General features: G+C 49.0%; 22 protein-coding genes. 13 read left to right on the top strand and 9 right to left on the bottom strand.

Features of this window, described 5'->3' with window-relative positions; translation table 11 throughout:
• Positions 1 to 140: 140 nt before the first annotated feature.
• The gene (locus SYNPCCP_RS03485) at positions 141 to 857 is read left to right on the top strand and encodes a DUF2301 domain-containing membrane protein (RefSeq protein ID WP_010871879.1); all 717 of its coding nucleotides are present in this window, start codon (positions 141 to 143) and stop codon (positions 855 to 857) included.
• Positions 858 to 1,035: 178 nt separating this feature from the next.
• On the opposite strand, the gene SYNPCCP_RS03480 is transcribed toward SYNPCCP_RS03485, so the two are convergent.
• Positions 1,036 to 1,821 carry an MBL fold metallo-hydrolase gene (locus tag SYNPCCP_RS03480; protein ID WP_010871878.1) on the bottom strand — a complete coding sequence of 262 codons (786 nt, stop codon included), beginning with the start codon at positions 1,819 to 1,821 and terminating at the stop codon, positions 1,036 to 1,038.
• 271 nt (positions 1,822 to 2,092) lie between these two features.
• On the opposite strand from SYNPCCP_RS03480, the gene SYNPCCP_RS03475 reads away from it, so the two are divergent.
• From SYNPCCP_RS03475 to SYNPCCP_RS03465, 3 genes are all read left to right on the top strand, one after another.
• Positions 2,093 to 2,350 carry a hypothetical protein gene (locus SYNPCCP_RS03475; protein ID WP_020861502.1) on the top strand — a complete coding sequence of 86 codons (258 nt, stop codon included), beginning with the start codon at positions 2,093 to 2,095 and terminating at the stop codon, positions 2,348 to 2,350.
• Positions 2,351 to 2,427: 77 nt separating this feature from the next.
• Entirely contained in the window at positions 2,428 to 4,380 is a 1,953-nt protein-coding gene (locus SYNPCCP_RS03470) for an ABC transporter ATP-binding protein (RefSeq protein WP_010871876.1), read from the top strand.
• Positions 4,381 to 4,471: 91 nt separating this feature from the next.
• Positions 4,472 to 5,080 (top strand): PAP/fibrillin family protein, encoded by a 609-nt coding sequence (locus SYNPCCP_RS03465; protein WP_010871875.1) that lies wholly within the window; start codon positions 4,472 to 4,474, stop codon positions 5,078 to 5,080.
• Positions 5,081 to 5,228: 148 nt separating this feature from the next.
• On the opposite strand, the gene SYNPCCP_RS03460 is transcribed toward SYNPCCP_RS03465, so the two are convergent.
• A complete protein-coding gene (locus SYNPCCP_RS03460; RefSeq protein WP_010871874.1) occupies positions 5,229 to 7,478 on the bottom strand; it encodes a PBP1A family penicillin-binding protein in 2,250 nt (749 codons plus the stop codon).
• Positions 7,479 to 7,546: 68 nt separating this feature from the next.
• Here SYNPCCP_RS03460 and SYNPCCP_RS03455 point away from each other — a divergent pair, with 68 nt between their 5' ends.
• The 3 genes from SYNPCCP_RS03455 to SYNPCCP_RS03445 all read left to right on the top strand — a co-directional run bounded on the left by SYNPCCP_RS03455 (position 7,547) and on the right by SYNPCCP_RS03445 (position 10,725).
• Complete coding sequence (locus SYNPCCP_RS03455) at positions 7,547 to 8,251, top strand: hypothetical protein (protein WP_020861500.1); 705 nt, start codon at positions 7,547 to 7,549, stop codon at positions 8,249 to 8,251.
• Positions 8,252 to 8,351: 100 nt separating this feature from the next.
• Positions 8,352 to 9,293 carry a hypothetical protein gene (locus tag SYNPCCP_RS03450; protein WP_010871872.1) on the top strand — a complete coding sequence of 314 codons (942 nt, stop codon included), beginning with the start codon at positions 8,352 to 8,354 and terminating at the stop codon, positions 9,291 to 9,293.
• Between the two features lie 55 nt (positions 9,294 to 9,348).
• Positions 9,349 to 10,725 carry a trans-splicing intein-formed DNA polymerase III subunit alpha C-terminal partner DnaE-C gene (locus SYNPCCP_RS03445; RefSeq protein WP_010871871.1) on the top strand — a complete coding sequence of 459 codons (1,377 nt, stop codon included), beginning with the start codon at positions 9,349 to 9,351 and terminating at the stop codon, positions 10,723 to 10,725.
• A 214-nt stretch (positions 10,726 to 10,939) separates the two neighbouring features.
• Here SYNPCCP_RS03445 and SYNPCCP_RS03440 read toward each other — a convergent pair whose 3' ends face one another.
• From SYNPCCP_RS03440 to SYNPCCP_RS03425, 4 genes are all read right to left on the bottom strand, one after another.
• Complete coding sequence (locus tag SYNPCCP_RS03440; RefSeq protein ID WP_010871870.1) at positions 10,940 to 12,175, bottom strand: M23 family metallopeptidase; 1,236 nt, start codon at positions 12,173 to 12,175, stop codon at positions 10,940 to 10,942.
• Between the two features lie 125 nt (positions 12,176 to 12,300).
• Complete coding sequence (locus tag SYNPCCP_RS03435; RefSeq protein ID WP_010871869.1) at positions 12,301 to 12,495, bottom strand: heavy-metal-associated domain-containing protein; 195 nt, start codon at positions 12,493 to 12,495, stop codon at positions 12,301 to 12,303.
• 232 nt (positions 12,496 to 12,727) lie between these two features.
• Complete coding sequence (gene hpnA, locus SYNPCCP_RS03430) at positions 12,728 to 13,735, bottom strand: hopanoid-associated sugar epimerase (RefSeq protein ID WP_014407077.1); 1,008 nt, start codon at positions 13,733 to 13,735, stop codon at positions 12,728 to 12,730.
• A gap of 140 nt (positions 13,736 to 13,875) precedes the next feature.
• Positions 13,876 to 14,742, bottom strand: a complete 867-nt coding sequence (locus SYNPCCP_RS03425) for an aspartoacylase (RefSeq protein ID WP_010871867.1) — start codon at positions 14,740 to 14,742, stop codon at positions 13,876 to 13,878.
• Between the two features lie 226 nt (positions 14,743 to 14,968).
• On the opposite strand from SYNPCCP_RS03425, the gene SYNPCCP_RS03420 reads away from it, so the two are divergent.
• Positions 14,969 to 15,412, top strand: a complete 444-nt coding sequence (locus SYNPCCP_RS03420) for a hypothetical protein (RefSeq protein ID WP_020861499.1) — start codon at positions 14,969 to 14,971, stop codon at positions 15,410 to 15,412.
• A gap of 73 nt (positions 15,413 to 15,485) precedes the next feature.
• Complete coding sequence (locus tag SYNPCCP_RS03415) at positions 15,486 to 17,051, top strand: serine/threonine-protein kinase (protein WP_014407170.1); 1,566 nt, start codon at positions 15,486 to 15,488, stop codon at positions 17,049 to 17,051.
• Positions 17,052 to 17,287: 236 nt separating this feature from the next.
• On the opposite strand, the gene SYNPCCP_RS03410 is transcribed toward SYNPCCP_RS03415, so the two are convergent.
• From SYNPCCP_RS03410 to SYNPCCP_RS03400, 3 genes are all read right to left on the bottom strand, one after another.
• Positions 17,288 to 17,488 carry a hypothetical protein gene (locus SYNPCCP_RS03410; protein ID WP_020861498.1) on the bottom strand — a complete coding sequence of 67 codons (201 nt, stop codon included), beginning with the start codon at positions 17,486 to 17,488 and terminating at the stop codon, positions 17,288 to 17,290.
• A 186-nt stretch (positions 17,489 to 17,674) separates the two neighbouring features.
• Positions 17,675 to 18,499: a hypothetical protein gene (locus SYNPCCP_RS03405; protein WP_010871863.1), complete on the bottom strand. Its 825-nt coding sequence runs from the start codon at positions 18,497 to 18,499 to the stop codon at positions 17,675 to 17,677.
• 170 nt (positions 18,500 to 18,669) lie between these two features.
• Positions 18,670 to 18,888 carry a hypothetical protein gene (locus tag SYNPCCP_RS03400; protein WP_010871862.1) on the bottom strand — a complete coding sequence of 73 codons (219 nt, stop codon included), beginning with the start codon at positions 18,886 to 18,888 and terminating at the stop codon, positions 18,670 to 18,672.
• An 804-nt stretch (positions 18,889 to 19,692) separates the two neighbouring features.
• Between SYNPCCP_RS03400 and SYNPCCP_RS03395 the strand changes: the two genes are divergently transcribed.
• The 4 genes from SYNPCCP_RS03395 (at position 19,693) to SYNPCCP_RS03380 (ending at position 22,667) form a co-directional block, all read left to right on the top strand.
• Positions 19,693 to 20,211 carry a phycocyanin subunit beta gene (locus SYNPCCP_RS03395; RefSeq protein WP_010871861.1) on the top strand — a complete coding sequence of 173 codons (519 nt, stop codon included), beginning with the start codon at positions 19,693 to 19,695 and terminating at the stop codon, positions 20,209 to 20,211.
• A 110-nt stretch (positions 20,212 to 20,321) separates the two neighbouring features.
• Positions 20,322 to 20,810, top strand: a complete 489-nt coding sequence (cpcA, locus tag SYNPCCP_RS03390) for a phycocyanin subunit alpha (protein ID WP_010871860.1) — start codon at positions 20,322 to 20,324, stop codon at positions 20,808 to 20,810.
• A 114-nt stretch (positions 20,811 to 20,924) separates the two neighbouring features.
• Complete coding sequence (locus tag SYNPCCP_RS03385) at positions 20,925 to 21,746, top strand: phycobilisome linker polypeptide (protein WP_010871859.1); 822 nt, start codon at positions 20,925 to 20,927, stop codon at positions 21,744 to 21,746.
• Between the two features lie 45 nt (positions 21,747 to 21,791).
• Positions 21,792 to 22,667: a phycobilisome linker polypeptide gene (locus tag SYNPCCP_RS03380; protein ID WP_010871858.1), complete on the top strand. Its 876-nt coding sequence runs from the start codon at positions 21,792 to 21,794 to the stop codon at positions 22,665 to 22,667.
• The last annotated feature ends 27 nt before the right edge of the window (positions 22,668 to 22,694 follow it).

The following is a 22,694-nucleotide window of genomic DNA, read 5'->3' as shown; positions in this document are numbered from 1 at the left end:
ATCATTTACCTTTAGTTATGTAATTTAAGTTTTAGATTGCATAGATTCTATCCTTGTTTTGGTACCAATAGCAATGGCGATCGCCATAAAATCCCCTGATGGAGGGGGAGGCCTGGGATAATTAGGATTAATGGTTATCCATGGCTGAAAATGGTCTGAACTGTGCTGATTCTGGAGCAACGATTATGCGAGAAAGTACCTCTGTTAACCCCACCTACCAAGGGCAATTTGGCCCCTTCACCGTCAATGACCACGATCGCCGGGAAGTAATTCTCTACCGCACGGGGCTAGCTTTGGCGGCCGGGGGATTTAGTTTGGGGGTGGCCCTAGCTTTAGCCCAACCTTTTCAGCCTTTGGCAGTTAACTTTCACCTAGCCACGGCTTGTTTTTGGCTGATGACCGGGGGTTTGGGGTTGAGTCTCTGGACCATTCACATTTACCTAGCGGTGCTCCACCGCACTTTGCAAATTTTTTGGGCGATCGGTACCACGGCGGCCCTCTATTTCAGTTTTGCCTACCCAGGGATTCTAGTGACTACAGTCTATGATCAACCCTGGACCATTCTTGGGATCGGCTTTACTTTTGCCGCCCTGACGGGAATTTTCTTCAAGGAAGCATTTTGTTTTAATCGTTTGGAAACTAAATTTCTAACCGCCATTATTCCGTTGTTACTGTTGGGACATTTGGCCGGAATATTGCCGTTGACCGTGGCCAAAGGGGGACTGGTCTCAGCCAGCGTTCTATTTCTCATCTTTGTGGCCAGAAAGGTAATGCAACCCCTTGACCCAGATATTGGCGATAAGTCCGTATTTACTTATCTAGCGGAGCAACGAAAAGCGGCCCAAAGTTCCCTTTAGAACGTGTTTGGAAAGTTTTATTCCGCCCCCTAAATCGACCCACTAAAGCTCCGGCAATATGGGGGACTTTCACTCAGTTTCCCCCAAAATTTGGGGGGTCAGGGGGGCTTTTAAAACAGGCTCTTAGAAAGTCTGCTAAAAAGTCCGAGCTCCTTCTTTGAAGGTTTACCAAAGCTCCCTAAACCAACAATCCTTGTTCACTGAAGATGCGGATTAGGGTCCCTTCCGCCGGGAGATTATTGGCCCGGAGGGAAAGGCTATTGCCATTGATGCGTTGGACATTCATGCCTTCCACCAAATCCAAAAACGGTTGCAGGGTCTGGAGGTCACAGTTGCCCCGGTCAGCGGCGGGGGTGGCGTATTGGGTGGGCACTACCATGCGGGGATTGAGTATGGCCATGGCGGCCTTGGCTTCGGCGGCGTCGTAATTTTTGGGCCCGCCCCCCACGGGAATTAGGGCTAGGTCGGGGCTGCCCAAAAGGATTTTTTGTTCTTCGGTGATGGGAGAAGCGGCTCCCCCCATATGTACTATCCGAATTCCTCCCTGACTCCAACGCCAGACCACATTTTGGCCAAATCTTCTTCCTCCCAGGCGATCGTGGGGCGCACTGATGCCCTGGAATTGGATGCCGCCAATGTCGTAACTGCCCGGTTCAAACAAAATTCTCGGGTTTCCCGGTAAATTCTCCGCTGCCCCTTCATCCCACAGTTGGGAGCTAATGAGGACTAAATCTGCCTGCACCTTGGGCAAACGAAATCCCTTAGTGCAACCGATGGCCCGGAAAGGATTAGCCAAGATCCGGAAACCGTTAGCCGAAAAGAGGAAAGCGCTATGGCCCAACCACTCCACCTGTAAACCAGAGCTAGCTTGGGCGGTGGCTGGTCTGAGTCGATCGCCAATTTGGACTCCAGCAACGGCCAGCAACCCGGCTCCAGCGGTACGAATAAATTTTCGTCGTTTCATGGAAATGGAGAATGGAGAAATTTTTAAGATTCAAGAACTCTAGGACAAACCTTTGGCGATCGCCGCATGGACTCCCAGCATAATAACAACAATGGTTTTGGGCTTTGGGGCAGGGACAAAATTTAATCCCCAATTAACCCTGTCTCAAAACTTAACATCATTAACGGAAATATCCTTTAGAATTTTGGCCAATTGCCGCTTTGACCATTGGTCAATGTTATTAGCCCTGGCAGGGGTTGACGTTTCCCCATACACAACAGAGGATTTTTCAATGATGGAAAGAGACTTACCCAAATATCGCATGGTCTGTACCCTATCCTTTGGGGATATTTATGGCCAAATCATTGTCTGGCTAATTGTAATTTTCCTTTCCCTCGCATCCGCCTTGGCCCTGGCCAGTAGTACCCGGCCGGTCTATGCCCTAGCCACAGTGGGTCTGGTCTTGGTGCTTTCGTTGCCATTTTTACTGTTTAGCTTTGTCACCACCCTATTTAACCATTTGGATTTTGTCCCGGTGGAGTCCGATTAAAGGTTAAGGTATGTCGATGGAGGTAAGGGGAAATTGACGCTACCGTGGTTTTTGCGGCTCTGTTTGCTAGAGTTTGAGTGGCGAATCTTAGGACACATTTTGTCTGTTTTGATGATGTCCCTGCAAAAGAACTGTCACCACCTGCCGTTAGCGACTTTCCCCGTCTCCAAACATCTATGAATGACCTGATTTTGGCTGTGCGTCAACTGGAAATTGCTTTCCCCGATGCTGATACCAGGGAAAAATTGTTGGCCGTCAAAGGGGTTGATTTTGAGTTAGAGCGGGGGGAAATCCTCGGCATTGTGGGGGAATCTGGTTCCGGTAAATCCGTCACTTCCCTGGGCATTATGGGGTTGGTGCCCAAGCCAGGCTGGGTGGAACCTAGCAGTGAAATTGATTTTTTTGCCCAGGCCCAGAGTTCCCCTGTCAACCTAGTTGCTCTGCCAGAGGGGGACAAGCGTCAGTACCGGGGCGGCAAAATTGCCATGATTTTCCAGGAGCCAATGAGTTCCCTTAATCCGGTTTATACCATTGGCTTTCAAATTATTGAAGCAATTCGCCTCCACCAAAACGTTACCCAGGAAGAAGCTCAAAACCAGGCGATCGCCCTTTTGCAGGAAGTGAGGGTATTGCCCAAAGATGAAGTGCTGGAAGAAGAATTTTTAGCCCAAGAACAGGCCCAGCCTAGGGGCAAAGTAACCCAAAATTTAGCTAGTTATATCCAACAGCGGAAACAAAGTTTTCTCAAACGTTATCCCCATGAACTATCCGGCGGCCAACTGCAACGGGTGATGATTGCCATGGCCATTTCCGCCAATCCCCGACTACTCATTGCCGATGAACCAACCACTGCTTTGGATGTGACAGTGCAGGCGGAAATTTTGCGGCTCCTGCGGGATTTGTGCAAACAACATCAGGAAATGTCCCTAATTTTTATTTCCCATGATTTGGGGGTGATTAACGAAATTGCGGACCGGGTGGCGGTGATGTACCGGGGGGAAATTGTTGAGCAGGGGCTAAAGGAACAGATTTTGCATAGTCCTCAACATCCCTACACCAAAGGTTTATTGGCCTGTCGTCCTCGCTTGGAAATACAGTTAGACCATTTGCCCACGGTGGGGGATTTTCTCAATGCTGATGGTCCGCCTCCCAGTTATCAAGTTATTACTCCGGCCCAGGAAAGCGATCGCCTGGCTCAATTGCAAGCCAAACCCCCTCTGCTGGAAGTGCAAAACCTAACCGTTAGTTACGGGCAGGGGGGACTATTTGGGAAAAAATCCGTTTTCAAAGCAGTTAATGATGTTTCCTTCCAGGTTTATCCGGGGGAAACCCTGGGGTTAGTGGGGGAATCCGGTTGCGGTAAATCCACCTTAGCTCGGGCTTTATTGCGCTTAACTCCCATTCAAACGGGTCGAATTATCTTTGATGGACAAAATGTGGCTGCTTTACCGGAAAAATCCCAACAATGGCGACGTTTACGGCGGGAAATGCAAATTATTTTCCAAAATCCCTACAATTCCCTTAATCCCCGCATGACCATTGGTCGGGCCATCCAAGAGCCACTGATTATTCACGAGCCTAAACAATCCACTAAGCAGCAACGGCAACGGGTGGCGGAACTGTTGGAACGGGTGGGTATTAGTCCCCAATGGTTTAACCGCTATCCCCACGAATTGTCTGGGGGCCAACGGCAACGGATTTGCATTGCTCGGGCCTTGGCGCTCAATCCCCGTTTTATCATTTGTGACGAGTCCGTTTCTGCCCTGGATGTGTCGGTGCAAGCCCAGGTATTAAATCTGCTGAAGGAATTACAACGGGATTTACAACTGACCTATATTTTTATTTCCCATGATTTGAGCGTTGTTCGTTTCATGGGCGATCGCATTATGGTGATGAACCGGGGGCAACTGGCGGAACCCATCAATACGGCCCAGGAAATTATCGAAAATCCCCAGAGCGCTTACACCAAAAAATTAATTCAGTCCATTCCCCGTTTTCCTGAAACCCTCAATTGGTTGCAATCAGCCTAGGTTCTTTATGCTCTGGGAATCCCGATCGCCAGTCCCGGCCAACATGGGATAATTGGTGTAACTACCCAATAAAATTTTTAACGGATTTAGCGTGCCCAATAGTATGGATGCCAATATGGATTTTAAAACCAATCTCCTAGAGGCGATCGCCGGCAAAAACCGGGGGCTATTGGCATCAGATCGGGACCGGGTGGCCATCCTTTCTGCGGTGGAAAAATTGGAAGACTATAATCCCCATCCCAAACCACTCCAGGAGAAAAATTTGCTGGATGGTAATTGGCGACTCCTCTACACCAGCAGCCAAAGTATTTTGGGCTTGAATCGCCTTCCCCTTTTGCAATTAGGGCAAATTTATCAGTACATAGACGTGGCGGGGTCAAGGGTGGTAAATTTGGCGGAAATTGAAGGCATCCCTTTCTTGGAAAGTTTAGTGTCCGTGGTGGCTTCCTTTATCCCTGTTTCCGACAAACGCATTGAAGTCAAATTTGAGCGTTCCATTCTCGGCCTACAAAAAATCCTCAATTATCAATCTCCTTTAAAATTCATCCAACAAATTTCCACGGGCAAACGCTTTCTGCCAGCGGATTTTAATTTGCCCGGTCGGGACAATGCCGCTTGGCTAGAAATCACCTATTTAGACGAAGATTTACGCATCAGCCGTGGTAATGAAGGCAATGTTTTCATCCTGGCCAAGGTTTAGAACGTGTTTTAAAAGCCCCCCTAGCCCCCCAACTCTGGGGGGAACAGTGTTCAAATTCCCCCAAACTTGCCAGAGCCGGAGCTTTAGTGGGTCGATTTAGGGGGCGGACCATGACTTTTTAAACAAGCTTTTTGATCAACCCAGTTAACTACAAGGAAGCAATTTGTCGCATATATTGACCCCAAAGGGTAGCGGCCAGACCACTACTGCCTTGGGTGGGACTACTGTCGTCATTGCCTAACCAAATGCCGGTGACCAGATTTTTTTGGGGCAGAAAGCCAATAAACCATAAATCCACTGCTTTATCCGTGGTGCCGGTTTTGCCCGCGGTTCCGTAGCCAATGTCCGCAGCTTTGCCTGTGCCATTGGTCACAGCGGCTTGTAAAAGTTGGGTCATGGTGGCGGCGATCGCCGGAGAAACCACCTGTTTTTGTCCCCGGCCATCCTGGCTGACCTGATAAACTTCCCGACAGCTTTTTAGTTGCTCTGGATCGGGACAATCCCCCCCATCCCGGATGTTAACAATGCCGTGGGGCCGGTTCCAAACACCTCCATTGGCGATCGCCCCGTAGGCTCCGGTCATCTCCAGCACCCTAGCTTCACTCTGCCCCAGCACCAAACCTGGTTCTTTCACCAGGGAAGAGTTAACGCCAAAATCCTTAGCCAGGGCAATAATTTCGTCTAAGCCCACCGTTTGGGCCACCCGTAGGGCCACCACATTTTCCGATTGGGCAAAACCTTCCGCAAAGGTAATGGCCGGGGCTGCCCCGCTCCGTTCACAGGGCTTGTAGTTTTGACCCTGCCAGGTGAAAGGGCCACACTCAAAAGCCTGATTAGTGCTCACTCCCTTGGCGATCGCCGCTGTGTAGGCAAAAAGCTTGAACGTTGAGCCTGGTTGCCGTTGGGCTTGGCTCGCCCGATTAAATTGACTTTCCCGGTAACTTTTGCCCCCCACCATGGCCAAAACTGCCCCGGTACGACTGTCCAGGGTAACCACTGCCCCCTGGGAAACCGCATACTTTTTTCCCTCCGTGGTGAGGAATTTTTGTAAGCTTTTTTCCGCTAGGGCCTGCATTTTTAAGTTAAGGCTAGTTTCCACGACAAAATTGCCTTCTTTGGCCACATCTTCGCCTAGTAAATGGTTTAATTCGCCAAAAATGTAACCGTAAAAGTAGGGAGCCTGCCGTTGGGAAAGGGTTTGGGTAGCCTTGGGACTGACCTGAATGCGCGATCGCCTAGCCCGGTTGGCTTCCTGTTCGTCAATCATGCCCAACATGGCCATGCGCTCAATAACCCGATTCCGCAATTGTACGGAGGTTTGATAATCCTGCACGGGGTTGTAAAGATTGGGAGCTGGCAACATTGCCACTAGGGTGGCCGCTTCCCCCACATCCAAATCCTGGGCAGATTTGTCGAAATAAAACTGGGCCGCATCTTCAAAGCCGTAATTACCAGCCCCTAGGTAAACTCGATTCAAATAGGCTTTTAAAATGTCGTCTTTGCTATACACCGCTTCCAACTTGAGGGCGACAAACATTTCCCGAATTTTACGCCCCGCCGTATTTTCCCGCCCTACTTCACTGAACAAACTGCGGGCCAACTGTTGAGTAAGGGTGCTGGCTCCCTGTTTCACATCCCTGTCCTGGAGGTTAATGTAAATCGCTCGGCCCAAACCGTAGGGATCAACGCCAAAATGCCAGTAAAAGCGAGTATCTTCCGAAGCAATGACCGCTTGGGGTAAATAGGGCGAAAAATCACTTAAATTATCAAATTCCCGGTGAATTTCTTGCTTAACCGGATTGATTTCCGTCACCCCGTCCCCGGCATAAACCTTAACTGGCCCCGTCACGCCACTGGGCATGGGTTTAACGGGAATTTTGCTCCATTGCCAGGCGATCGCCCCGGTGATGATGAGAAAAAACAGAATACCAGTGGAAAAAAAAGTGCGCATTCCCTTTAACCACAATGGCGGCGGGTTGAAATAAACAAGTTTGGGCACATCCACCAATTCCGGTGGCCCCAGGGTAATTTCATCACCATGCTGCAGACGATAGCTTTTTAGGCGGCGACGTTGCAGATAAATGCCGTTGCTAGAGCCTTCATCTCGAATAAAAAACTGGTTAGGATGGTCAGGGTCCCGCCGCAGGGAACAATGGGTCTGACTCACGAGGGGATTTTGCAGTTGAATATCACAACTGGAACTGCGGCCGAGAAAATAACGATCGCCAAGGAGGGGAAATACCCGCCGGGATTGGGAATTTTTGCCCGATTCCTGCAGACGAATTTTGGCCACCCTGGAGCCTTTTTTGAGGGCTACCTTTTGGCTGTTGCCACCCTGGGAAAGGTTAGTTTGACTTTTTTTAGGGGCAGAAGGGGCTTTGCGGGAACGGGTAGCCATGGCAAATTAGGGCAAAAGCAGTCCAATTTTAGACCGATACAGTGGTGAAATCAGAATCAGGTATTTCTATGCAGACGCATTTATTGCCAAAAAAGGTTGCCTCCTGGATTACCAGCTTGGGTCTGGCGGGGCTCTCCATTCTAGCTTTAGACCCCCTGGCCAGCCGGGCCGATAGTCCCCTGACTTCCACGGATTTAGCTGGAGCTTACTCCGACATTGCCGCCGTGGAATGGGCCCAGCAGTATCGGATTATGTCTCCCCTCATTGTAGATTTTCTCCTTGGCGATCGCCCCTTGGGGGAAAAGGCCGCAGTGATTAATGCCTTGGGCTGGAATATTGACGGCAGCAACAACGCCGAACAGTTCCTCGTGGCCCTGGCCAGAAAAAATGACAAACCCCCTACCCATATGGATTTGGGGGATTTGACCCCGGAAGAATTATTCATTGTCGGTTACCTCCTGGCCCTGGACGATTATCAAACTCTTGGCCCCCTCAGTACCCAGGGTGGCAATGACCTTTGGCGATCAACCCCAGTGCAACTAATGTCTAAGGCGGCCTACGCCCTGCCGGAGAATTTCACAGTGCAATTTGTCCGCTCCCTGGTGACGGGGCAAGCCTGGTTTGGTATTTCTTGGTGTGCCCTTTATCTAGAACCGGCCAATGTGTTGGCCAATTTTCCTCCGGAAAAGCGTAATTTACGCCCCCAAGCAGTGCAAAACGCCATGGAGTATCTCAATCTCTACGAATCCTATTGTTTAGAGGGGGATATTTAAATTTGGACTAAATTGACAGCATTTTTGGCCGGATTTTTCAGACTTTTTAGGCGATCGGGGTAGAATCCAAGCAAGAACTCCCTGTATTTTGCCTTCCCCTATGTCTAACCAACCTTCCCCCGGTGGCCTAATTAAGCTCAGCGTCGGTGATGTAGTTTCCGGCGGCCTCAGGGTTTACCGCGACCATTTCAAATCCTATCTCTGGCTGGCAGGGCAATCCTACCTTTGGCTTTTAATTCCCTTTGCCATAACCGGGTTAGTGATGTTAGCCATAGCTGGGCTAGCGGCGGTAATGGAGCCGATCGCCGTGGGAGGCATAATAGTTTTGGCGATCGCCGTTTTATTAGTGCCCTGGGGTTATTGTCTGGGGAAATTATTGGCGACCCAGGGGGTATTGGCCCGGCTAGTGTTCTTTGAAGTGGGGGAACAACCGGAAACGGTGGCGGCGGCCAAAATCCAGTTGATGCCCAGATTTTGGCGCTTTCTCTGGGTTAGTCTACTCGCATCCCTAGTGTTTTTCCTCTTTTTTATTCCAATTCTCCTAGGTTACGGCATTATTATTGGTCTTTTCACCTTTATTTTCATGGGGGACAACCCCGACGTAGTGACCATTTTATTGTCAGGATTACTAACCATTGTTTGGACTTTGGTTTCCCTTTACGTTTACATTTGGATTTTCGCCCGTTTAGCTTTGGTGGATGTGTGTTTAGCGTTAGAACCGACCCTGAGTCCCCTCAATGCCATCAGTCGTAGTTGGTCTTTAACCAAGGGTTACGTGTTGAGTTTACAGTTAATTTTCTTCCTAGCCTTTTTAATTACTCTGCCCCTTTCTATGTTCACTAATATTGGTTCCCTTACCACCATTATTCTTGATATTGAACCGACCTGGGGCTCTGTAATTGATATTCCGTTGGGAATAATTGTCAGTGTTTTAATTGTGCCTTTTTGGCAAGCGATCAAAGCATTAGTTTATTATGATCTTCGTACTCGAAAAGAAGGTTTAAACTTATCTTTAGATTTGCCTACCATGGATAGTTTCTAATTTAATTAATCAGCATCAAAAAATCCCTCAAGGCTTCACAATAATCCCTGTTGTTATGGTTAAAGTTATCGGTCGTCGTTCCCTCGGAGTGCAAAGAATATTTGATATTGGTCTTCCCCAAGACCATAATTTTCTGCTAGCCAATGGGGCGATCGCCGCCAATTGTTTTAACAAATCCCATTCCACTGCCTACGCTTACGTTACCTACCAAACGGCTTATCTGAAGGCTAACTATCCAGTGGAATATATGGCGGCCCTACTCACCGCCAGTAGTGACAGCCAGGAAAAGGTAGAAAAATATCGGGAAAACTGCCAAAAAATGGGCATAACCGTTGAACCACCCGATATCAATCGTTCCCAGCGCCATTTTACCCCTCTGGGGGAAGCTATCCTATTCGGACTTTCCGCTGTAAGAAATTTGGGCGAAGGGGCGATCGAGCAAATTATTACCGCCCGAGATAATTCTGAAGAAAAACGCTTTAAATCCCTAGCAGATTTCTGCACCCAAGTGGATCTACGAGTCGTTAACCGTCGGGCGATCGAAACATTAATCATGGCTGGGGCCTTCGATGGAGTGCAGTCTAATCGCAACCAACTTTTACATGATTTAGAATTGGTCATTGCCTGGGCCCAAAAGCGGGCTAAGGAGAAAGAAACCGGGCAATTAAATATCTTTGACAGTCTAACTGCAGGGGAATCCATTAAAGCTAAAGAAGCCGCTAATAACGGTTTTGAACAGGAACCTTCGGCACCCCCAGTGGCGGAATTTTCCCTGCAAGAAAAACTACAACTGGAAAAGGAACATTTGGGCTTTTACGTCTCGGAACATCCCCTCAAATCAGTACAACGTTCTGCCCGCCTATTATCTCCCATTAACCTGGTGGATTTAGACCAGTACAAAGTCCGCCAGAAAGTTAGTGCAGTGGCAATTTTAGTAGCAGTGAAAAAGATTATCACCAAAAAAAATGGTCAACCCATGGCGTTTTTAACCTTGGAAGATATGTCGGGCCAATCGGAAGCGGTGGTGTTTCCTTCCAACTATGAGCGTTTGCAGGATGTGTTAATAGAAGGTAGTCAACAAATGATTTGGGGCAAAGTTGACCGTCGGGATGATCAATACCAGTTAATTGTGGAAGATTTAGAACCAGTGGAAGAAGTGAAAATGGTTATGCTGGACCTCACTCCCCAGGAGATTGCCAACACCAGCACTCAGGCCCGACTAAAACAAATTTTGCAAAGCCATGCCCCCCAAAAAGAACAGATGAAAATACCGGTGGTGGCTTGCATTAATGAAGGACCAACCAAACACTTCATTCGTTTTGGAGAAAACTACTGGGTGAATGATTACGGTACTGCGGTGGCATCCCTCCAGGAATTGGGTTTCCGAGCCCGGTTGGAACCACTGTTACCCCAAAGCCAGAGTGTTGGCTAGTCGTGATTGAACAATTACCCCAATGTAAACTAAGACGAGATGACCGACGGAGTTTTTTCTGTCGACTTAGGTAGGGGAAATTGACATTGATTACATTTTGTTGGAATTGTCTAGGCTGTTGCCATAGTCAAATAAAAAATCCCCGAGTTGGATGCACTCAGGGAATTGAAACAATGGGAAATCCATCGGTTGTTTAATTATAGATATCCGTCGTTTAACTTTGGGGCTGGGAGTCAGCTTGGGATTGGGCATATTTTTGGGCCGCCATCAAATTAGCCAAAGCGGCTTCCAAATGGGGGCCTGCATCCACTGCAACCCAACCATCATTGGTTAGGTGTCGCCATTCAAAGTGCAAATGAGGCCCAGTGGAGAAGCCTGTGCTACCAACTCGACCGATCACTTCACCCTGAGTCACCTGTTGTCCACTTTCTACAAAAGCTTCTGATAGGTGAGCATAACGAGATTCCTGGGTTCCATCTAAGTGGCGTAGGGTAACCATTAAGCCATAGCCGCCGGACCATTGGGCCGCTGCTACTATTCCGTCATAGGCGGCCAGTACAGGAGTGCCCATGGGAGCGCCGATGTCGGTGCCATTGTGCATACGCCCTTGGCCACTGATGGGGTGAATTCGCCAACCAAAGGCGGAGGTAATGGGGTTAACGCCGGCAACGGGGAACATCAGATCAGTCCCTTGGTTGGGCTGACCTTGGGTAGAGTACAAACCCGTGGCCCTACTGTATTCCGGTAAAGGAGCTAGGGCGATTTGAATACCCCGATTGGCCATAGGATCAAGGCTGAAAACCTGATTGGACCCCACTGGTTGCCCGATCGCCAGGGAACTGATTTTAGGCTGAATATTTAGAGGATTGAGGGGAGAAACAGAATTGTTACCGGGAGCCGCATTACGGGCATTGATGCTCTGCCGACGGGGGGTGATCGCCTTGGGGGGATTAACCGGACTAGATTGCTGACGGGCCACGGGGGCACGGTTAGCACTGCGATTGGCGGCGGGATAACGGGTATTGAGGGGAGCCTGTTGCCCAGAACGGGGAACGAACTCCACTTCTGTCCGGGTGGGCAGATTGGGGGCCGCCGCTGTACCCTGGGGAGCCGCATCAATGTAACTATTTTTTTGCAAACCCTGGCGTATTTGGGCTGGCTGGCTAGAAATGGGTGCAATAGTGGGAGCAGGTAATCTAGGCGCTGCTGGCTTGGAGTCCGGAGTCGATTGGACTGGCACGGGGGCCGTAGCTTTCACCGGAGCTGGGGGAGCGGCTGGGGTGACGGGAGCGGGGGCAGATTGTTCAATTTCCAAATTGCCAGTGGTGCTACCGGGTAAAGACCAAACCAAACCACCGATAATGATCAGCCCGCCCAAAGACAGATTGTAGAGATTGGCACCTTGACCAGGCTTACGTTTCAGGTCTTTTATCCTCGATTGGGACTGCATTGTTCAGAGCCTCACACACACATACGGGTTGCAAAATACTCCCTCGATTGTAGAGGGTTAGGCTATAAATGCAAACCAGAACAGCCGGAACGAAAAATCGTCACTGTCTCGACCTCTGTTACACTTCACTCAACTTCATGGCCCGCCGAGGCGATCGCCGTTCGTAGTTGTTCTTCCCCCAGAGCACTGGTGATGGTGACTTTTTTGCTGGTTAAATCCACTTGCACCGTTGCTTGGGCATCCTCATTTTGCACGGCTTTGGTCACAGCTTCGGCACAGGCTTCACAGGCAATGGTGGGTACAGTTAGTTGAATAGTCATGGAAAATGATAAAAATTGGAATCAAGTATGGGTTGAATTCAGATGGGATGATAGCGACGCATCATCTGGAACTACAGGAAAATCTTCTCCGTTCCAGTGCAACGACAAGGGACTTAGAGCCTGTTTTAAAAGCCCCCCTGGCCCCCAAAATTTGGGGGGAAACTGAGTGAAAGTCCCCCAGTATTGGGGGATTTGGGGGGCAGAATAAAACTTTCCAAACACGTTCTTAGAATTATTGGGTCTTAACGTAGCCATGGTTTTGGAACCAATGCACCGCATCTGCCAAAGCCTGTTTGATAGAGGACTGGGGTAGCCCCAATTCCTGCACCGCTTTACTAGCATCGTAATACATCTCCTGGGCGGACATTTTAACCCCATCCATGGGCACCGAAGGCGATCGCCCCAGGGGAGCCAGAACTTTTTCTTCCACCCAGGCAAAGGTCAAGGGTAACCAAAGGGGAACCGTATTTTTCGGGGCGGGTAACCCCGTAATGGTAGATAGATGGGCCAAAATCCCTTGAAGACTGATATTTTCATGGCCCAAAATATAGCGATCGCCTCTGGTCAGAGCAGTTTTTCCCCGTTGCCAAGCCAGGAGATGCCCCGCCGCCACATCCCGCACATCGATTAAATTCAAGCCAGTGTTAACGTAGGCTGGCATTTGTCGCCGCAGAAAGCGCAGAATTATTTCTCCCGTGGGAGTAGGTTTAATATCCCAGGGGCCAATGGGAGTGCTGGGATTAACAATGACAATGTCTTGGCCTTGCTGGGCCGCTGTCAATGCCTCCTGTTCCGCCCAATATTTGGACTGTTTATAGGCTCCAATTAACTTTTCCACTGGACTTTGATAACTTTCGTCCGCCCTTTGACCGTCCCCTTTAACGCCGATCGCCGCCACGGAACTGGTGTAGACAGTGCGTTCAATGCCTGCTTTTTGGGCACAGGCCAGGATATTTCTCGTGCCTAAAACATTACTGCGGTAAAGAGCTTCCCGGTCTTTTTGCCAAAGGGAATAGTGGGCCGCCACATGGAAGAGACCCTGACAGCCTTGCATTTGTTGGTGAAGATCCCCATCATTCAAATCTCCCACGACCCAATCTATGGGTAAATTTTGCAAATTATCGGGACGGCTGGAAGCCCGCACCAACGCCCGCACCTGATAACCCTGCTCCAACAGATGGCGGACCAAATTAGCCCCGACAAAGCCCGTGCCCCCAGTGACAAAAAAACAATCCGCCATGGCTATCCAGTGATTGACCTCCACATAGTGCCATCAAAGGTTAGCTCAAATTCCCCACTTTATCGATCGCCCGGAAGATTTCTTTCTATTTTGTCGACCTTATCAACCCGGTGATTGCATGATCAATGATCATCAGTCCGTCAAATGGCAATGGTTTTGCGCTGGGTTAACGCCATGGCAATGCCCTTTTCCACATAGGCCGCTTCACCAATAAATACGGGGTAAACCGTCGCAGCTCCCTGGTAAGGCGTAACATTACCCCGGCGATGGTAAAACAATGGTGTGCCTGGTTTAATCGCCTGGTAATCCCGGATGTGGGGCGCAATTTCCGCCACAATCTGTCCTTGTTCATCCCTGGGATAATCAATAGTGTCTATCTGCTGATAAACAGTGCAGTTATCCGCCGCTGGAACATTACCGGAGGTCGAGGCCTGGAGATAGGCTAGAATTCGGGCCAAGGTCCGTTGGGTTTTGGCGATCGCCGTTGGGTCATAGACCCCCTGGGGGACGGGGCCTAGTTCGATGGTTAAGCCTAATTCACACAGGCCACGAATGTAGGGTAAATCCTTTTGGGGAGAATACTGCAACACTCGAATTTCCTCATCCTGGGCGCTGAGATAAGCCGCTAGGTTGAGGAGCAGGGGATGGGGGCAGTTTAAAATCAAAGTTGTGCCCATGGCCGCAGTGGTGGTGTGCAAATCCACAATGAAATCAATCCCCGCCAGGGAAATTTGATGGGCCAACTGCCGAGCCCGCAACTGCTCATAGCCCATTAGATAGGGGTTTTTGCGGTCCTGGGGCCGAAAACAACGGTTTAAGTCCTGGTTAATATATCTACGATTGGCGGCGATCGCCCGGGGATTAGCCAAGAAATAGTGACACTTCAATGCCGGAAAATATCGAGCAAAATCTTTCTGTTGCCAGCGACGCACCACCTCCACCCCCGTCCTTTCATTACCATGCACTCCCCCCACAATGGCCAGGGAGCGAACTGCTGAATTTACCATTCCCCACGTAGTCCTATAAAAACTTAGAATCCAATAAAATGTCCTTATATTGTAACTTTGACTACTGTTCTAGAACAACAATGTCATTGTTTTTACTGTTTTTTGACTAGACTCCCCATCACTAAACTAAATAGTGGCAATTGTGGTGTGGATTTTTTGTGATATTTCCTGAGCTCACTGCCAGAATTAGGGACAATGGAATTGCACGGAACCGGAGAAAAACACTTTGGCCCACACTTTCCTATTGGAGCCAGGCCGATGGCATCTAGAGGGCTTTTGGCAGGAGCGCAATCAATCTCCCCTGGAAATCAAGGGAGGTGCCCTGATAGCTTGGAATCAGGAAGATTGGTTTACCATGGTGACCAAGTTTAGTTTTCCTGGTAGTAGTCACCAAGATATATCCTGTCAGTATCGGGGGCGTCTCAATGGCGGAGAGTCCCAATACACCTACGTTTTGCAACACAGTCAACTAGGGAGAGTAGAAGGGGAAGGCTGGCTCTCTAACCATGCCATTGTTCAGCGCTATTGGGTCCTAGGCGATCGCCAACGGCAGAGTGGCTTTGAAACCTTTTACCGCTTCAATGATCGTCGTTATTATTTAGCTAGTGGGATGCTCACCGGCCACTCCTTGACCAGTACAATGGAAGCCACCCTGGAAAGACAGGGTTGAGGCTAGGGATCGATATTGATTGCTTGTTGCTCAAAAAATTAACGTCACCGCTCGTCGCTGAGATATTTGCGCTATGACCCCTGACTCCCGTCACCGCCGTCTATTGGCCAATCGCTATCAACTGGTTGAGTTGGTGGGTAGTGGAGCTATGGGTCAAGTCTACCGAGCGGAAGATAAGCTCCTTGGGGGAGTCACCGTCGCAGTCAAATTCCTTTCCCAAGCCTTGCTCAATCCCCGCATGAAGGAACGGTTTGAACGGGAAGCCACTATTTCGGCCCTACTGGGGGAAAAAAGTATCCACATTGTGCGGGTGCGGGATTACGGCCTGGACGAAAAGGAAATTCCCTTCTACGTGATGGAATACCTCCAAGGGGAAAACATTAGTGACGTGATTAAATACCGTCCCCTCAAAGTAGAGCGCTTTTTAAAAATAGCTAGGCAAATTTGCTTTGGCTTGGATTGTGCCCATAAAGGAATTATTTACCAAGGGGAAGCCTGCCCCGTTGTCCACCGGGATATCAAGCCCAGCAACGTACTGTTGGTGGAAGACCCCGCCCTGGGGGAACTGGTTAAAATTCTCGATTTTGGTATCGCCAAATTAGTACAAGCAGCAGAGGAGTCGAAAACCCAAGCTTTTATGGGTACCCTTGCCTATTGTTCCCCAGAGCAAATGGAGGGCAAAGAGTTAGATAGCCGTTCGGACATTTACAGTCTGGGGGTGATGATGTACGAAATGCTAACGGGGGAAATGCCCCTGTTCCCAGACAATTCTTCCTTTGGGGGTTGGTATGAAGCCCATCATCACACTAAGCCCCATCCCTTTTCCGCCCGTTATAAAATCCCCGCTTCCCTCGAAGCCTTGGTGATGAACTGCCTGGCCAAAAGCCCCAAAGGTCGTCCCCAATCGGTGGATGTGATTATCCGGGCGATCGATGCCATTGAAGCGGAAATCAAAGCTCCCCCCATTTCCGACACCGAGAAAACCCAGATTGCTCCCCATTTACTCAACACGGATATGGAAGCAACGGTGGTGGCCCAGCGGGGCCCGGGAATCGTCCCAGAAACGCGGTTGCCGCTGGTGAGTGAACTCTGTAAGCAGTTAGAGTGGCCCTCCGATAAACCAAAACAGAAAATTGTTTTTCCCTATGTGCTCAACGCCGCTGAAGGAAAATTGGCTAGTTTGTGGGTGATGTTGAATCAAGAGGATATCCTCACCCGGATGTCCAGCATCCGCTACAACCAATTTTTACTGATGACTTCTCCCCATCCCATGGTGCTGTGGATTACGGTGCTCTACCATCGGGAATATGGTCCCCGCTGGTTGCCCTGTTATTTGGATTTAAAGACTAGGTCGGGTCAGAGTTTTGCCCAGATGTTGGGGGAATCCGGTACCTATTGGTTGCTGTTTTTTGCGTTGGAAAATCCCACTCGCTGTCAGCATATGTTGACCGCTACCGTTGCCCCCAATCAGTGTAAGTTGCTCAAGGAGTGGGCCCAAACTAGTCAATCCATGCCCGGTGGTAAACCCCAGGTGACTAAACGGTTACTTAAGCAGGAGTTAGACCGGCTTAAACCTAAAATTGAGGCGAAATTGTCCCAGGTTAAACCATCCTTTAACAAGGAGGTTTCAGGATTGTGAGGCGATCGCCAAAATTTAAATTGCCCACACTCACACCGCTTCCATTAAATCCTTCTGCCCTAGTGGATAACTGAAGCCCATGCCTAGTCGGATTTACCACAGCCCCAACAATAAGCAAGATTAATATTCAAGCGAGAGCCCAGCTCCCCTTTGGCCAAAGCCAGACATAAACATGGGAAAACTGGGCAAAATTTGACTTAATTTAGTCGAGCAAAAACAGTCTAGACATAAAAATACTAGTCGTAATAATCCCGGCTGGAAACATTACCGATCGCCGCTTCATCTTGATTGATGCAACTGGTGTTACGGGCAAAATTGCAGACCCTGGCCCAGAGCCGGGCCCTCGTTCCCGCCGGCCCAGAGGAAAAAACCACCTTGGAGCCATTTTCAATGGTGACGCCACACACGGGACAGGTTTCTGCGGGGAAAACACTCATGAGTATTTATTCCTAGTGAATGAATTAGAAGCTACGTTAGGGGATTTAACCGGAGTAGACCGTCACAAATGTTACTGTTTACCCAATTAATTTTAAGAAATTTTAAATTTCATTGACAAAAAAGTCACTTTATATTTCAAAAGTGACAATCCATACGAGGTTATCTGGTTTGGCGCTATCCACTATCTACCAACTAGCATTACGCCAGTTACTATTGTTATTAGTGGGCACCGTTTGTCCTTGGCCATTACCGATGCGGAGGGGAGATTGCAACATTAGGGTCAAATCTCGGCTGGAAACGGTTAACAATTCTTCCGAGCCACCGCCAACAATCCCTGCGGTGGGCAGACCCCAACCGGCCAAGGCCCCCGCCGCGGCTCCCCCAAGCACTTCCAGAGGTGTAATACGGCGATCGCCGGTGGTACCGGAAATGATTGTTGCCGTGCCGGCCCCAGCCAAAGTCCCCATAATCACATCGGAAGCACTCGCCCCCTTATTGACCGTTTGAAAACCGACAAGCTCACGGGAACGGGCATTAATCGGTAAATATTCGCCATTATTGAGCACCAATTGTTGGGCCACAAATTGCATCGCATTACCATTGGCGATCGGGCGAAACTGACCAATAATTTCACTGCCAGCAGGAATAATCGTAACACCATCGGATTGACGGAGGGCCGTAGTGGTGCGGAGACTGGCCGCCCTGGTTTCTCCCCTTCTCAATGTGATTTGTCCTTGGTCAACCGCCACAGGAATCATCGTTTGGGCCGGCACTTCCACATTGTAGAGTTGACCTATGTTATAGCTAGACCGAGGAGCGCCGGGATAGGCATTATTGTTATTCCATCGGTTAGAATTTTGGGCGGCATTGCCACGGTTGGGACGGGGACGAGCTTCCACCGGATTAGTAAAACTACCAACCAACCCTCCCATCAAGAGAACGGTAGTCAATAAAGCTGTGGAGCGGCGGGCTTGCCAATGCAGCTTAGGGAACGAAAAACTATTAAACATCCTAATTTCCTCACCTGATTGCGGATATTGGTTGTGGGAAAATCTTGCCCCACTACATCCAGGTTAGGGAAAGGGAAAAGGAATGTCAGTCCCCGCTAACATGGAAGTGTTTAGCCAAATATTGACCAGTCAAGTGGAAAAAAAGGGAGTTCTCCGTCCAAGTAAACGCCTCAACCACGCTTTTGCCTGACCCGTCCCATCGATAGGCGACGGACATAGGCCACTCTTCCCATGCGGCTGGCCACGGAGTGAACAATTTCAGCCCTAGTTTCGTGGTCAACCACCGGCTTATTGGATGCACAATTTAATAATTTTTCCAGGTCGGTAATTTTCCGCTTGAGGGCCAGATCATCGGGTAGACTAAAACAATCAACAGTACAATCAAACATGACTAAAAAAAGACTTGAATGTCACTAACTACATCCAGTCTTTGCCATGGCCAGTCTTTCCACCAGAGAAACTATCACATTAACCAGGTGATTTAGATCACAGACAAACCACAGGGACGTTGCTTGGGCTAAATCCCATGAAGAGAAGGTTTATGGCTCCTGATGAAGTTATTTAGCCCATTAGCAAGGCAAATCAAAGACGATCCCGACTTCGTTATAAAATAAACTTAACAAATCTATACCCACCTGTAGAGAAGAGTCCCTGAATATCAAAATGGTGGGATAAAAAGCTCAAAAAGGAAAGTAGGCTGTGGTTCCCTAGGCAACAGTCTTCCCTACCCCACTGGAAACTAAAAAAACGAGAAAAGTTCGCACCGAACATCAATTGCATAATTTTAGCCCTAAAACATAAGCTGAACGAAACTGGTTGTCTTCCCTTCCCAATCCAGGACAATCTGAGAATCCCCTGCAACATTACTTAACAAAAAAGCAGGAATAAAATTAACAAGATGTAACAGACATAAGTCCCATCACCGTTGTATAAAGTTAACTGTGGGATTGCAAAAGCATTCAAGCCTAGGCGCTGAGCTGTTTGAGCATCCCGGTGGCCCTTGTCGCTGCCTCCGTGTTTCTCCCTGGATTTATTTAGGTAATATCTCTCATAAATCCCCGGGTAGTTAACGAAAGTTAATGGAGATCAGTAACAATAACTCTAGGGTCATTACTTTGGACTCCCTCAGTTTATCCGGGGGAATTGTGTTTAAGAAAATCCCAACTCATAAAGTCAAGTAGGAGATTAATTCAATGTTCGACGTATTCACTCGGGTTGTTTCCCAAGCTGATGCTCGCGGCGAGTACCTCTCTGGTTCTCAGTTAGATGCTTTGAGCGCTACCGTTGCTGAAGGCAACAAACGGATTGATTCTGTTAACCGCATCACCGGTAATGCTTCCGCTATCGTTTCCAACGCTGCTCGTGCTTTGTTCGCCGAACAGCCCCAATTAATCCAACCCGGTGGAAACGCCTACACCAGCCGTCGTATGGCTGCTTGTTTGCGTGACATGGAAATCATCCTCCGCTATGTTACCTACGCAACCTTCACCGGCGACGCTTCCGTTCTAGAAGATCGTTGCTTGAACGGTCTCCGTGAAACCTACGTTGCCCTGGGTGTTCCCGGTGCTTCCGTAGCTGCTGGCGTTCAAAAAATGAAAGAAGCTGCCCTGGACATCGTTAACGATCCCAATGGCATCACCCGTGGTGATTGCAGTGCTATCGTTGCTGAAATCGCTGGTTACTTCGACCGCGCCGCTGCTGCCGTAGCCTAGTCTGGTTATTTTAAAAACCAACTTTACTCAGGTTCCATACCCGAGAAAATCCAGCTTAAAGCTGACATATCTAGGAAAATTTTCACATTCTAACGGGAGATACCAGAACAATGAAAACCCCTTTAACTGAAGCCGTTTCCACCGCTGACTCTCAAGGTCGCTTTCTGAGCAGCACCGAATTGCAAATTGCTTTCGGTCGTCTACGTCAAGCTAATGCTGGTTTGCAAGCCGCTAAAGCTCTGACCGACAATGCCCAGAGCTTGGTAAATGGTGCTGCCCAAGCCGTTTATAACAAATTCCCCTACACCACCCAAACCCAAGGCAACAACTTTGCTGCGGATCAACGGGGTAAAGACAAGTGTGCCCGGGACATCGGCTACTACCTCCGCATCGTTACCTACTGCTTAGTTGCTGGTGGTACCGGTCCTTTGGATGAGTACTTGATCGCCGGTATTGATGAAATCAACCGCACCTTTGACCTCTCCCCCAGCTGGTATGTTGAAGCTCTGAAATACATCAAAGCTAACCACGGCTTGAGTGGCGATGCCCGTGACGAAGCTAATTCCTACCTCGATTACGCCATCAATGCTCTGAGCTAGTCAGTTTTTAATTCTAGCTGGCCTGGAAGGGTGGGAAAGTGTTAACAACTGGTTGACAATATTCCGCTTTTCCAGGTCTTGTCGTATTTATTGACACTTATCTAGGAGAACAAAATGACTAGTTTAGTTTCGGCCCAGCGTCTGGGCATTGTGGCCGTGGATGAGGCTATTCCCCTCGAGCTTCGTTCCCGGAGTACAGAGGAAGAGGTGGATGCCGTTATCCTGGCGGTTTACCGTCAAGTTTTGGGCAACGATCATCTCATGTCCCAGGAACGACTGACCAGTGCAGAATCTTTGCTCCGGGGCAGGGAGATTTCGGTAAGGGATTTTGTTCGGGCTGTGGCTCTGTCGGAAGTGTACCGGCAGAAGTTTTTCCATTCCAACCCACAAAATCGTTTTATCGAGCTTAATTATAAGCATTTACTGGGACGGGCTCCCTACGATCAGTCGGAAATTGCTTTCCACACCGATCTTTATCACCAGGGGGGCTATGAAGCGGAGATCAATTCCTATATTGACTCCGTAGAATACACGGAAAACTTTGGAGATTGGGTTGTACCTTATTTCCGCGGCTTTGCTACCCAGCGGAATCAAAAAACCGTTGGTTTCAGCCGTTCTTTCCAGGTGTATCGGGGCTACGCTACCAGTGATCGTTCCCAGGGAAATGGTTCCCGTTCTCGATTGACGCGGGAGTTGGCTCGCAATACAGCTTCTCCGGTGTATGCCGGTTCTACGGCCGAGAGTTTGCGGGGAACTTCGGCGGGTAGTCGTAACCAAATGTATCGTTTGCAAGTGATTCAAGGGGCGGCCCCCGGTCGTGGCACCCGAGTGCGCCGTGGTAAAGCGGAGTATCTAGTTTCCTACGATAATTTGTCTGCCAAGTTGCAACAAATCAATCGCCAAGGAGATACGGTCACAATGATTTCCCTTGCCTAGAATCAGGATTTTTTGTCAACCTAGTTAGTAAAAGGAGATTATTTAGTGGCAATTACAACCGCAGCCTCCAGATTGGGGGTGGCTCCCTATAATGAGTCCCGTCCTGTGGAGTTACGCCCTGACTTTAGCCTTGATGATGCCAAAATGGTGATTCGGGCTGTATATCGTCAGGTTTTAGGCAACGATTACATTATGGATTCTGAGCGCCTCAAGGGTGCCGAGTCTCTTTTGACCAATGGTTCTATTAGTGTGCGGGAATTTGTCCGTACCGTGGCCAAGTCGGAACTTTATAAGAAGAAATTCCTTTATAACAACTTCCAAACCCGGGTCATTGAACTCAACTACAAACATCTGTTGGGTCGTGCTCCTTTCAGTGAAGATGAGGTGATTTTCCATCTCGATCTCTATGAAAATCAGGGTTTTGATGCGGATATCGATTCTTACATTGATTCGGTCGAATACCAAGAGAACTTTGGGGAAAATATTGTTCCCTATTATCGTTTTAATAATCAGGTAGGCGATCGCACTGTGGGATTTACCCGCATGTTCCGTCTTTACCGTGGTTATGCTAACAGTGACCGTTCCCAGTTAGAGCGCAGTTCTAGTCGTCTGGCAACGGAGTTGGGACAAAATACTGTTTCGGCGATCGTGGGCCCCAGTGGCAGTAATGCTGGTTGGGCCTATCGTCCTTCTCGGGCCGGCAATACCCCAGCAAAAGCGTTGGGTGGTACGGTTCCCTTTGGTCAAGCAAGTAAGCTGTTCCGGGTGGAAATTACAGCCATTTCTGCGCCCGGTTATCCCAAAGTGCGTCGGAGCAATAAGGCGGTAATTGTTCCCTTTGAACAACTCAACCAGACCTTACAACAAATCAATCGTTTGGGGGGTAAGGTTGCTAGTATTACCCCGGCTAGCTTGAGCTAGATTTCTGTTTAGTTCAGGAGGAGAAGT

Origin of the sequence: Synechocystis sp. PCC 6803 substr. PCC-P (assembly GCF_000284455.1) — a bacterium.
GTDB lineage: Bacteria > Cyanobacteriota > Cyanobacteriia > Cyanobacteriales > Microcystaceae > Synechocystis.
Note: the sequence above shows the minus strand (reverse complement) of the source record. Positions and strands in the feature narration are given on the sequence as shown.